A 12,145-nucleotide genomic window follows, 5' to 3' on the forward strand; every position below is an offset into this window, starting at 1 on the left:
CAAGCGACTTGCGGGCGTTCGGCCGCCTCGCGCTTGCGGGCATTTCCAATAATGATATTGCCAGCGCCCCACCCTGCCCGCTAGAAGCAAGCCGCAGGCAGTAGGGGGATTTATGCCAGGTCATCTCGAGTGGACGGTGACGGATAGCCTTTTGCGCGACCTCGTCGTATGCGAGGGGTCGCAGGCAGCGTGACCCAAGCGATTTCATCTTTGGCCATCGACTGGGGCTCGTCCAATCGAAGGCTCTGGGGCCTTAATGATGCCGGGAACATTGTCTGGCATGCCGCCGACAATGTTGGTGGCGCCGGGCTTTCCCCCGATCAGTTCGAACCTGCATTGATGGCGGCAATTGCCGATCTGGAACTCGGCATCGAGGTTCCCATCGTGATTTGCGGCATGGCGGGTTCCCGGCAGGGCTGGGTCGAGGCACCCTACCTTGAGGCGCCGACGGCTCTCTCAGAGCTTGCCAGACACACGGCAAGGGCCGCCGCTCATGAGCTCACACAGGCCGTTTTCCTCGTCCCGGGCATTGCCGACCGGCAGAACGGCCGGTTCGATGTGATGCGCGGGGAAGAAACCCAAGTGCTTGGTCTTTTGTCGGCTCAGCCGGGTTTTCGGGGCTCGATCTGTACGCCGGGCACCCACAGCAAGTGGATCGCGATCGAGAACGACCTTCTTATCGGGTTTGCAACCGCAATGACCGGCGAGATGTTCTCCGTTTTAAACAGCCATTCCGTGCTGCGTCACTCGCTGCCGGTTCAGCAGGATGGCGTCGCTGACAGCTCAGCTTTTGACACCGGCGTTAACGAGGCACTGGGCAATCCCGACCAGCTTTTGACGAACCTGTTCCAGGTTCGCACGCGGTCCCTGCTTGCGGACGCGTCACCGGATTGGTGCCGCGGTTATCTTTCGGGTCTGCTGATCGGCGCCGAAATTGCAGCTTGTGCGCCCAAGACAACCGCCGCGCCGGTCCCCGTCATCGCCGGCGAGGCCCTTGGCGGTCTTTACCGGCGCGCGCTCGAACTTGCCGGCCACAAAGCGCAGATCGTGTCGGGTGAAAGCGCCGTCCTTGCAGGTCTGAAGACCGTCATCTCATCCATCGCGCCCTAGCGCGAAATCCAATCCTGGAGGGACAGAAATGTCCGGCAACAGAGAAATAATTGCCATTCTGCGTGGGGTTCGCCCCGAAGAGGTGCTCGATATCTGCGACGCATTGATCGAGGCCGGCATCACGCGCATCGAGGTCCCTCTTAATTCACCTGATCCACTTGAGAGCATCGGCAAGGCCGCGGCTGCTTTCTCCGGCAAGGCCGAGATCGGCGCCGGAACAGTCCTGACACCGGACGATGTCGATGCGGTGGCCGGTGCCGGAGGAACATTCATCGTTTCGCCCGATGCCAATCCGGCAGTGATTTCACACACGGCCGGCAAGGGTCTTGGGAGTTTTCCGGGCGTTTTGACCCCGACCGAGGCTTTCAGCGCCATCCGCTCGGGCGCAACGGGGCTCAAACTGTTTCCCGCCAGCGTTCTGGGTCCGGACGGTATCAAGGCCATCAAGGCGGTATTGCCGCCTGAAATGCCGCTTTATGCAGTCGGGGGCGCCGGCGTGAACAACTTCGCCGAATATGCAGACGCCGGTTGTGTCGGTGTAGGACTTGGCACCAGCATTTACGTGCCCGGCAAGAGTGCTGAAGCCGTGTCTTCGGACGCCCGCGCCATCGTGGCTGCTTTTGACGCCGCTTTTGCTCGATGATCATTGATGCCCGGCTTGCGATTGCGGCCCAAAACCAACTTGGCGAGGGACCCATCTGGCATCCCGGACGCAATCAGCTCCTGTGGGTCGATATCAACGCCTGCCAGCTGTTCATCGCCGAGATTACGGACGACGACGGCCACGTGGTCGGGATGCACCAGTTCGAGGACAGTTGTTCGGCAATAGCGCTGGTCGACGAGTCCCGGGTGGTGGTTGCCATTGGAACATCACTGTTCCTCGTTTCCATCGGCACCGGTGCGAGCGAACACCTGATCGATCTGGATGCCGATGCGGTCCGTCTGCGCAGCAATGATGGACGCGTGGACCGAAAAGGCGGCTTCTGGATCAGCACGATGGGCCGGCAGGCAGAAATCGGCGCCGGTGCCGTTTACCGATACCACCGGGGACGCCTGTCGAAACTGTTCGACGGCTTGACGATCCCCAATTCGATCTGCTTTTCGCCCGACGGTTCCACGGCCTATCTATGCGACGGTGGCACCGGCGAGATGATGAAGTGCCCACTTGATGCGGCAACAGGTCTGCCGTCTGGCTCGCTCACAACCTTCCACTCAGTCGAGAAGCCCGAAGAGCCTGATGGTAGTGTTGTCGATGCCCAAGGGTGCCTCTGGAATGCGCGCTGGGCCGGCGGTCGCGTGGTCCGGCTTTCGCCGCAGGGCGAAATCATAGAGGAGATCAGGATTCCGGCACTGCGGCCGACCTGTCCCGCTTTTGTTGGCGGCAAGATGGACAAGCTGGCCATCACAACCGCCAATATGGCGGCGGATGACCAGGGCGGCGGTCTCTATCTGGCTTCTCTCGCCGTTGAAGGCATTGCCGAGTCGTATCTCGACCTCTGAGGCGACCTCTACCGCCACGGTCTGCCGGTATCGGGCATTCCAACCTCGAGAACAGGCGCCTCCCACGCGCCGGAAATCACATGCACGCCGTACCGGTCGAGATCCGCACCGGTGATCACCCATTTCGCCGCACAGGTTGGCGGGGCCCCGCGACGCGCGATCAGAATGCCGGCTTCGAAGCACTCTTCGGCAGCGGCAGCGTAATCCTCTGCGATCCCCAGAACCTGTGTCTGAAGCGACACCGCACAACCCATGTCGTCGCATTGGCCTATAGCGGGGAGATCGCCGAGCGGTATTCCATAGCGGTCAGACCATGCCCGAACGGTGAAACTCGAGCGGTTGGACCCGACAAGACGCATGCCGTCCTCGTACCGTACGGCAACCGCCTTGGTCGAATCCGAGACGATCAGCAACGCTTCGGGCTTCGGCCCCAGGGTAACAAAGGCTGCGAGCGCCAGCACCGGCCCGACAAACCTGAGCGGGTGGCGCAGAAAGGCGAACCAGGCCAGGCCAATACCGACTAGCGCCAGCGTGCCCGAACCATAGACGGGTGATCGCGTAAAGGCGCCGCTATGGGCCGAAACCCAATAGGCAATCGCCAGGACCCGCTCAATGCCCCAACCCATGGCGGCGAGTGGCACGCCTTCCCCGCCGAAAGGCATCAGCAAGACCGCCATAAAACCGGCGGGCAGGATCAACATCCCGACCAGCGGCACAGCAAGAAGATTGCCGACCACACCAAGGGGTGCGAACTGCTGAAAGTGGTAGGCCGCGAATGGCGCAGTCGCGATACCCGCGACCAGGCTCGTGAACACCAGCCCACCGACATAGCGCCAGGCCGGATGGGTCACCGCGTCGGCTGGCCGCCGGTCACGCAGCGCCTCATAACACCCGACGAGGCCGACAACCGCGGCGAATGAAAGTTGAAAGCCCGGCCGGAAGCTATCCATGGGCGACATGGCGATCACGATCAGGGCAGCGATCGAGACATTTCGCATGGTCAGCGCCCGCCGGCCAAGCATCACGGCCAGAAACACCAGGGTCAGCATGATCGTGGCCCGGATGGTCGCAATGCTTCCCGCCGAAATCATCAAGTAGAAAAAGGTGACGAATATCGCCGTGCCCGCGGCGACGGCCTTGATCGGCCAATGAAATGAAAGCGGAGAGAGGGCGAGCAACAGCCGCAGGCTTACGAAAACACCACCGGCAACGAGCGTCAGGTGCAATCCGGATATGGCAATGACATGGGCCAGCCCTGCCTTGGCCAAAGCGTCGCGATCTTCATCGGAAACAGCGCCCTGATCGCCGATGATCAGTGCTTTCGCGATGGCCGCTCCGCTGCCCGTAAGGTGAAACTCAATGCGCTGCTTGATGGTGGTTCTAAGCGCGTCGAAGGCCGTTCTGATCCCCTGCCCGCGGGCCAGAACCTCCGGCGGATCGAGGGCGGAGGCGTAGGCACCGATCCCGTCGAAATATCCGTGCAGCTGGGCGTCATAGGCGCCGGGGGCCACAGGCCCGGGGACAGGAAAGTAGCGCAGCCGAATGCGAACGAAGCTGCCCACGGTCACCGGGTCGGCGCCGGCAACCGTTACGCGCAGCTTGCGGACGCCGTCCAGCCTTCCGTCGGTGTCGTCGGATTTCCGGTTGAGAAACAGGACCTGGCGATCGGAGCTGCTCCAGGCCGTATCGGCGACAATCCCTTCCACCACTGCGACGCCTGGATAGGTCACCATATGGGTTCCCCACACCGCGGCGGAGATCGCCGGCCAGGCAAATCCGACGAGCATGCAAGTCAACAATGCGGCTGCCCGAACGCCGGCATATCGGTGCCGGGCCAACCAGACGAGCAACAGGCCAGCAACCACCGTTGCCGCTGCCGCGAAGGAGTTCGGCTCCGCGGGAACGGCACGATACAGCGCGATCCCGGCGAGAACCGCGAAGGGTGCAAGGACAATGGCGCGCCGATGGTCTACGGCGTCAGTGATCGCAGCTCGCAAGGACACCCTGCGCAAGCGTTCCGGCGCCCGCCGGCTATTCGGCCAGACAGGTGGACCAAATCCTCTCCCAGACGCCTGTTTCCCCCTGGGCGGGGCCGCCGCCTCCGGCATGCCAGCCTCACCTTGCGCATTCCCGGCTCTATGGTACACACGGCGCAGATTTTCTCCAGCAAGAGCCCCAGTTTCGATGACGTCATCCGTTGTGACCCGTTTCGCCCCCTCGCCCACCGGCATGCTGCATATCGGCGGCGCGCGCACCGCGCTGTTCAACTGGGCGTTCGCCAAGGCCAATGGCGGCAAGATGCTGCTCCGTATTGAGGATACCGACCGCGCCCGCTCAACCGATGAATCCGTTGCCGCAATCCTCGATGGGTTGAGCTGGCTCGGCATCGAGTGGGATGGCGACCCGATCTCCCAGTTCGCCCGCGTCGCGCGCCACAAGGAAGTCGCCGAACAGCTTCTGGCGGAAGGCAAAGCCTATCGCTGCTATTGCTCGCAAGACGAACTCGCCGAGATGCGTGAAAAGGCGCGCGCCGAGGGCCGCCCGCCCCGTTATGACGGGACCTGGCGCGACCGCGACCCGTCCGAGGCGCCCGAAGGCGTCAATCCCGTCGTACGCATCAAGGCGCCACGCGAGGGACAAATCGTGGTGCGCGATCATGTGCAGGGTGACGTGACCTTCGCTGCCGAGAACCTCGATGATTTCATCATCATGCGGTCCGACGGCACCCCCACCTATATGCACGCTGTTGTCGTGGACGATCACGATATGGGCGTGACCCACATCATTCGTGGCGACGACCACCTGACGAATGCGGCTCGCCAGCAGGTCATTTTCGAGGCGATGGGCTGGCCCGTGCCGGAGATGTCGCACATACCGCTCATTCACGGCCCGGATGGCGCCAAGCTTTCCAAGCGCCACGGTGCGCTGGGGGCGGCTTCCTATCGCGCGATGGGCTATTTGCCCGACGCGCTGTGCAACTATCTCGCACGGCTCGGCTGGGCGCATGGGGACGACGAGATTTTCTCGCGCGACCAGCTGGTCGAATGGTTTTCGCTTGATGGGTTGAACAAGGCTGCAGCGCGGTTCGATTTCAAGAAACTCGAAAACCTCAACGCACACTACATCCGCACGTCGACGCCCGACGCACTATATGCCGCGATGGTGCCGCTTGCCGAAGAGCTGGAACGACCGGACGACAAGGCGGGCCTTGAGGCTCACCGCGACACGGTTCTTGCTGCCCTGCCTGAACTGCAGCCGCGCGCGAAAACCGTTGTTGAGCTGATTGACGGCGCCCAGTTCATTTATCAGCCGCGCCCGCTGCCGCTCGATGAGAAGGCCGCCGGGCTTCTGGACGATGATGCGCGAGCGCTGATCGGGCGGCTTGCAAGTGAACTGACCGCATTGTCTGCGTGGGACCACGACACGATCGACGCGGCCGTCCGCAGTTTTGCCGAGGCGGAAGATCTCAAGCTTGGCAAGGTCGCCCAGCCTCTTCGCGCCGCGCTCACCGGCAAGGCAGTCTCGCCCGGCATTTTCGACGTCATGCTGCTGATCGGACAGGAAGAAACTCTGGCCCGGCTTGGCGATATCGCTGTCTAGCGCAAAGCCCCGGCACCAGTCGGGCGCGGCCCTGTGCCACGGCCGAAGCGGGCCGTAAGAGGCGCAATTCTATTGCAGAATGAGGCCAAATCCGGTACCCACTCACCAGCCCGGCGACACTGCCGCCAGGCTCGGCGCGGCATGCTGCGTTGCCACCTTGGCTAGCCGTTCGTCCAGCCATCTCAATCGCAACATCCGGAGGGAGGCCACCCATGACCGAAAAGAACGCCAAGCTCGTTATTGGCGACAAAACATACGAATTTCCGATCATATCGGGGTCGGTTGGCCCGGATGTTATCGACATCCGCACGCTCTACAAGCAGACGGGTCTGTTCACCTTCGATCCAGGCTATACCTCGACCGGATCGACTGAATCCCAGATCACCTATATCGATGGCGATGAAGGCACCCTGCTCTATCGTGGCTATCCCATCGAGCAGCTTGCCGAAAAGAGCAATTTCGTTGAGGTGGCCTATCTGCTGCTCAATGGCGAACTGCCGACCGCAGCGGAGTATGACAAGTTCTCCGAGACCGTCATCCGGCACACCATGCTTCACGAACAGATCGTGAAGTTCTACACCGGCTTCCGCCGCGACGCCCATCCGATGGCCATCACCTGCGGCGCTGTTGGTGCCATGTCGGCCTTCTATCACGACAGCACCGACATCACGGACGAAAAGCAGCGCGAGATCGCCACCATCCGGCTGATCGCCAAGATGCCGACCATTGTCGCCTGGGCCTATAAATACTCGATCGGTCAGCCCTTCGTGTATCCGCGGAACGATCTCGATTTCGCATCCAATTTCCTGCGCATGTGCTTCGCCGTTCCGGCGGAAGAGTACGAGGTGTCCCCGACCCTCGCGCGCGCCATGGACCGCATCTTCACCCTGCACGCGGATCACGAGCAGAACGCCTCGACCTCGACGGTCCGGCTTGCCGGGTCTTCGCATGCCAATCCGTTCGCCTGTATCGCAGCAGGTGTCGCTTCGCTTTGGGGCCCCGCTCACGGCGGCGCCAATGAAGCAGCGCTGATGATGCTGCGCGAAATCGGAACGCCGGATCGCATTCCCGAATATGTTGCCCGCGCCAAGGACAAGTCGGATCCGTTCCGCCTGATGGGCTTTGGCCACCGCGTCTACAAGAACTACGATCCGCGCGCCAAGGTGATGCAGGAAACCGCACGCGAAGTGCTGGCGGAGCTCGGCGTCGAAAACAACCCGACCCTGCAGGTCGCCCAGCAACTCGAAAAGATTGCCCTTGAGGATGAGTATTTCGTCGAGAAAAAGCTCTATCCGAATGTCGACTTCTATTCGGGTATCATCCTCGATGCGATCGGCTTCCCGACCTCCATGTTCACCGCGATCTTCGCCTTGGCCCGCACCGTGGGCTGGGTCTCGCAGTGGAAGGAGATGATCGAGGATCCGACCCAGAAGATCGGTCGCCCGCGTCAGCTCTATACCGGCTCGGACAGCCGCGACTATACCGATATCGGCACACGCTAGAGCGTTTCCAGGTGAATTGGATACCGGTTCACCGTTCGGAAACGCGAAGAGCCAAGCGCTTAGATCCGTTCAGCGATTCCAACTGACGCAGTACGGGTCTAGGCGGGCCGATCGCCGGCGGCGAGATCGCGGATAATCCGCGCGCCGCTGATCAGAGGCGCTTCCGGCGTCCCCTGCATCATCAGGTTGTTGAGCCTTTCGAACGCCCGCCGCTGATCCCGGCGGGCGCTTTCGTTGGCGAGCAGATCCGCCACAACGGCAGCCCAGCGTGCAGGCTGCGGGGTCTCCGCCAGCACTTCGGGAATGGCGGGCTCACCCAGGATGATATTGGGCAGGGACAGGTGATCGGGCCGATACTGGAAGTACTTCCGTTTCTGCCAGAAATCGGCCAGATAGACGCCGACTGTTGGCGTGCCGGAGAGCGCCAGTTCGAGGGTGGCCGTTCCCATCACGCAAAGCGCAACCTCCGCCTCCGCCATGGCCCGGGCGACAGCGTCACCTCCGACCGCGATTTCTGCATCCACCGAAAAGGCCCGGCAGGCGCGAGAAACGGTGTCCGCCAGATGTGGCAAGGTCCCGACTGAAAAACTGGCACCCGGCCGTGCCGTGCGGATGGCCGCCGTTGCCGTCAGCATATGCCCGAGGTGCCGCCGCACCTCGCCTGTCCGCGATCCGGGCAAAAGCAGCACACGATCAGGAATGCGGTCGACATCGGCAATCGACCGGTCAAGCGCAGGGTGCCCGATGTAACTCGTCGGAGGACCGCCCAGCCGGGCCATAACTTGTGGCTCAAAGGGCAGGACAGCCAGAACATGGCTGTAGATGCCTTTCATTGCGGGCGCCCTCTCTGGTCGCCATGCCCATACTGAAGGAGCGACGCACAGGACGATGGGCAGGTCTGGCATTCGTTGCCGGACAGCCTTGGCTACACGCCAGGAGAACTCCTGGGAATCGATGAGAACCAGCACGTCGGGTTGCCATTCACACACTGCATCGATGGTCTGGCGCAGTCGGCTCAGCAATCGCGGCAAGCGAAGCAGCACGTCGGTCAGCCCCATCACCGAGAGTTCGTCCATGCCGAACAGGGACTGCAGGCCCTCTGCAGCCAGTGCTGGGCCACCAACACCAGCGGCGGTTACGGGCCCGGACCTTTTGAGATCAGCCAGAATGCCGGCACCGATCCGGTCACCGGACGTTTCTCCGGCCACAACAAAGACGTTGAGGGGGTCACTCATCGGCGGTGACGCCGAGAATAGCGATGCCGAGCCGTTCGGCCCGTTCAGCGACCACTTTGCGTTGAATAATCAGGCAACGTGCCGCCTCCAGCACGATGGCGGTCACGCCCGCCGCGGCGGCCTGATCGATCGTATCCGGACCGATAGCGGGCATGTCGAGTACTGCTGGCTGTCCGGGCTTCAGAGCTTTTGCCATCAAGCGCGGCGCTATTTCGGGTGACGGCAGCAAGCCCTCATCCGAATATCGCTCTATTCGGACCAGCAGGCCGGAAGTGCCCGAGATATCTTCGGCTGCCACTACACGGCCGCCAACCCAGACCACGGCTTGTCCGAGGTCCAGCCGCCCTGCGTTCCGCGCTGCTTCGATGGCTGCCGCAGCCGCACCATGCAAGGGCAGGCTGTTCTCGGGACCGGCAATCAGCCCGTTACCTGCGAGGAGTTCCGGCGCGATCTGATGGGCGCCAACCAGCGCAAATCCAAGCTTGGTCGCCAGGCCCATCACATTGGCACTGCCCGCCAGGTCGCTGGCATCGCGAGCGCCGTCAGACGCGTCAGCGATATCCATGCGCTGGGTGTGCGAAATGTGCAAAGCGCCAACAGCACAGACATGTGTGGGAGCCAGGGCCGCGAGCTTGGCGAGTACGCCCGGCAAATCTTCCAGGCTGCCATGTTCAACCGGGCCGAGATCGTCTCGCGCGACCAGGGACAAGATTGAAACCCGCTTTGCGTGTTCCCGCGCCGCCTCGCTGACTTCGGGCACCAGATCGCCTGTGCCCGCCAGAATGACCAGATGTTCAGGCGTCTCGCTCACTGACGAAGTCCTTGACGCTGCGCGGCGTGCAATAGGCCCGCCCATTGGGACCGTCGAGGAAAGCCAGGATCTCGGCAATGTCCTCGGGGTTCTCGACATCCTTGGCGAGGGCCTCGGCGCGCTGATGCATGGGGCCGGAGATCGTAAAAAGCTTCTTGTAGGCAGCACGCAGGGTGTGAATCTGCGTGCGCGTAAACCCTCGGCGCTTGAGACCGACGACATTAATTCCACTCATATAGGGCGGATTGCCGGAGACCATGGCGTACGGCAAAACATCCTTTCTTATGCAGGCTTGTGCCCCCACAAAGGCATGTTTGCCGATCCTCAAGAACTGGATGATTCCCACCAATCCACTAATGATCGCGTGGTCCTCAATCGTAACGTGACCAGCGAGGGTCACATTGTTGGCAAGGATGACATTGGAGCCGACATGGCAGTCATGGGCGACATGGGCACCGACCATCAACAGGCAGTCGTCACCGACGGTGGTTTCCATACCGCCGCCTTCCGTGCCTGGATTGAGGGTCACGTGTTCGCGGATCGTACAATTGCTCCCGATGACCAGCCGGCTGTGCTCACCCCTGAATTTGAGATCCTGCGGCGCCGATCCGATCGATGCGAACGGATAGACGGTCGTTCCAGCACCGATTTCGGTATTGCCGGTGACCACGACATGTGACTTCAGCTCGACATTTTCGCCGAGCGAGGCCTCGCCATCGACAACGCAATAGGGTCCGATCCGGACGTTTTCCCCGATCCGGACCGATGATCCGACGATTGCTGTCGGATGAATATGGGTCATAAACTCAAACGTCCTGAACGATCATCGCGCCAATTTCGGCCTCTGCGATGAGGACACCGTTGACCATGGCTTTTGCTTCGTAGCGCCCCACGTTGCGGCGCAGGTTGATCTTCCGGACATGGTATTCGATGACGTCTCCCGGGTGGGACGGCTTGCGGAATTTCGCCTTGTCCACGGTCAGCAGATAAACCATGTGCTCTTCACCCGCTTCGCGCTGGGCCGCTACCACCATGGCACCTGCGGTTTGCGCCATGCCCTCAATAATGAGCACACCGGGAAAGATAGGTTCCTGAGGGAAATGGCCCGTGAAAATGGGCTCATTATAGGTGATGTTCTTGATGCCAATGCCGCTCTCGATCCCGTCGATCTCGATGATCTTGTCGATCATCAGGAACGGATAGCGATGCGGGAGACACTTGAGGATGTCCCGAATATCGAGCGCGTTGAGTTCCCGGTCTGACATAGCTAGTCCTTGGTATTGTTCTTATCTACCGGCCTGCGCCCGGCAAGGCGCGCAAGTGCAGCCATCTGTCGGCGCCAGGTCATTGAGTCTCGGCCAGGAAAGCCCGCCAGTCGCGAGTTTGGCGGGCAGGACCTCGTCGCCACCCCACGACCATGAACCACACTTCCCTCCCCGACATGCACATATCCATCGACCGCTGCCCCGCCGCCAAGCAGGACATGATCGCCCAGTGAGGACGATCCAGCCATGGCGGCCGTGCCAGCCAACTGGCAATTGCGACCGAGGCGGCAATTGTGGCCAATCTGAACCAGATTGTCGATCTTGGTCCCCTCGCCGATCACGGTATCGCCTAACGTGCCCCTGTCGATAGTCGTGGATGCTCCGATTTCCACATCATCCTGAACGATTACGCGGCCAAGCTGGGGGATCTTGAGCGGGCGCCCCTTGCCGGGGATGAAGCCAAAACCTTCATTCCCGATCCGTGCACCGGGGTGAATGATCACGCGATTGCCCAGCAGTGAGCTATGCACGGAAACACTGGCGCCGACCACACAATCTCGACCAATCGCCACACCGGGTCCGATCACGGCATTTGGACCGAGTATCGTGCCGCTGCCGATCTCCGCACCGGGTCCCACCGCAGCGCCCGGTCCCAAGGTCACGTTCTGTTCGATCCGAGCACTGGCATCAATGTGTGGCGCAGCCGCCGCCAACCGGGCGTTGGCGCGCAGATTGTCGGGATACAGAACTTCGAGCATGCGGGCAAACAACGCGTAGGCGCCTTTTGTCAGCACCGCGGTGGCCGTCTCGGGCACGTACTCGGCGAAGGCGGGTTCGGCAATGACGACTTCCGCTCGGGTAACCGCAACCGCGTCCCGAAAGTTCGAACTGGCCAACAACACCATGTCGCCCGCGCCTGCAGCTTCTGCGTCCTTGGCATCGGCGATCATCGGATTCGCTGTTAGCGCTGCGGCCAATTCTTCCGCGCCTGCAGCCTGCAACAAGTCAGCGAGCAGTATCGGCCCGGCACTGATGTAGAATCTGTTGTCTACCATGGCTCTGCATAACAAAAGGACCGCAGCACAGGCTACGGTCCTTTTTGGTTTTTCTTGTGTACCCTGA

Annotated in this window: 11 protein-coding genes; 5 read left to right on the forward strand and 6 right to left on the reverse strand. The window is 61.7% G+C overall.

Annotation, left to right across the window (positions count from 1 at the left end):
* Nucleotides 1-189: 189 nt before the first annotated feature.
* From G489_RS0101275 to G489_RS18625, 3 genes are read left to right on the forward strand one after another with little or no spacing between them, the layout of a single operon-like run.
* Nucleotides 190-1,110 (forward strand): 2-dehydro-3-deoxygalactonokinase, encoded by a 921-nt coding sequence (locus G489_RS0101275; protein ID WP_029039984.1) that lies wholly within the window; start codon nucleotides 190-192, stop codon nucleotides 1,108-1,110.
* 28 nt (nucleotides 1,111-1,138) lie between these two features.
* Nucleotides 1,139-1,753 (forward strand): 2-dehydro-3-deoxy-6-phosphogalactonate aldolase, encoded by a 615-nt coding sequence (locus G489_RS0101280; RefSeq protein WP_029039985.1) that lies wholly within the window; start codon nucleotides 1,139-1,141, stop codon nucleotides 1,751-1,753.
* Nucleotides 1,750-2,610: an SMP-30/gluconolactonase/LRE family protein gene (locus tag G489_RS18625; protein ID WP_051332186.1), complete on the forward strand. Its 861-nt coding sequence runs from the start codon at nucleotides 1,750-1,752 to the stop codon at nucleotides 2,608-2,610. The genes G489_RS0101280 and G489_RS18625 overlap by 4 nt, the downstream gene beginning before the upstream one ends.
* 8 nt (nucleotides 2,611-2,618) lie before the next feature.
* Here G489_RS18625 and G489_RS22360 read toward each other — a convergent pair whose 3' ends face one another.
* Nucleotides 2,619-4,607: a ComEC/Rec2 family competence protein gene (locus tag G489_RS22360; protein ID WP_029039986.1), complete on the reverse strand. Its 1,989-nt coding sequence runs from the start codon at nucleotides 4,605-4,607 to the stop codon at nucleotides 2,619-2,621.
* Nucleotides 4,608-4,794: 187 nt separating this feature from the next.
* Here G489_RS22360 and gltX point away from each other — a divergent pair, with 187 nt between their 5' ends.
* Nucleotides 4,795-6,210: a glutamate--tRNA ligase gene (gene gltX / locus G489_RS0101295; protein ID WP_029039987.1), complete on the forward strand. Its 1,416-nt coding sequence runs from the start codon at nucleotides 4,795-4,797 to the stop codon at nucleotides 6,208-6,210.
* Nucleotides 6,211-6,422: 212 nt separating this feature from the next.
* Complete coding sequence (gltA, locus tag G489_RS0101300) at nucleotides 6,423-7,712, forward strand: citrate synthase (protein WP_029039988.1); 1,290 nt, start codon at nucleotides 6,423-6,425, stop codon at nucleotides 7,710-7,712.
* Between the two features lie 98 nt (nucleotides 7,713-7,810).
* On the opposite strand, the gene G489_RS0101305 is transcribed toward gltA, so the two are convergent.
* From G489_RS0101305 to lpxD, 5 genes are read right to left on the reverse strand one after another with little or no spacing between them, the layout of a single operon-like run.
* A complete protein-coding gene (locus G489_RS0101305; RefSeq protein ID WP_029039989.1) occupies nucleotides 7,811-8,947 on the reverse strand; it encodes a lipid-A-disaccharide synthase in 1,137 nt (378 codons plus the stop codon).
* Nucleotides 8,940-9,758, reverse strand: coding sequence for a UDP-2,3-diacylglucosamine diphosphatase LpxI domain-containing protein (gene lpxI / locus G489_RS21510; RefSeq protein ID WP_051332187.1), 819 nt, complete (start codon nucleotides 9,756-9,758; stop codon nucleotides 8,940-8,942). Before lpxI ends, G489_RS0101305 begins: the two co-directional genes overlap by 8 nt.
* Nucleotides 9,742-10,560: an acyl-ACP--UDP-N-acetylglucosamine O-acyltransferase gene (gene lpxA, locus G489_RS0101315; RefSeq protein WP_029039990.1), complete on the reverse strand. Its 819-nt coding sequence runs from the start codon at nucleotides 10,558-10,560 to the stop codon at nucleotides 9,742-9,744. Before lpxA ends, lpxI begins: the two co-directional genes overlap by 17 nt.
* A 4-nt stretch (nucleotides 10,561-10,564) precedes the next feature.
* Nucleotides 10,565-11,023 (reverse strand): 3-hydroxyacyl-ACP dehydratase FabZ, encoded by a 459-nt coding sequence (fabZ, locus tag G489_RS0101320; protein WP_029039991.1) that lies wholly within the window; start codon nucleotides 11,021-11,023, stop codon nucleotides 10,565-10,567.
* A 2-nt stretch (nucleotides 11,024-11,025) separates the two neighbouring features.
* On the reverse strand, nucleotides 11,026-12,078 hold the full coding sequence (lpxD, locus tag G489_RS0101325) for a UDP-3-O-(3-hydroxymyristoyl)glucosamine N-acyltransferase (protein WP_029039992.1): 1,053 nt from the start codon (nucleotides 12,076-12,078) through the stop codon (nucleotides 11,026-11,028).
* Nucleotides 12,079-12,145: the final 67 nt, after the last annotated feature.

The organism is Cucumibacter marinus DSM 18995 (assembly GCF_000429865.1).
Lineage (GTDB): Bacteria > Pseudomonadota > Alphaproteobacteria > Rhizobiales > Devosiaceae > Cucumibacter > Cucumibacter marinus.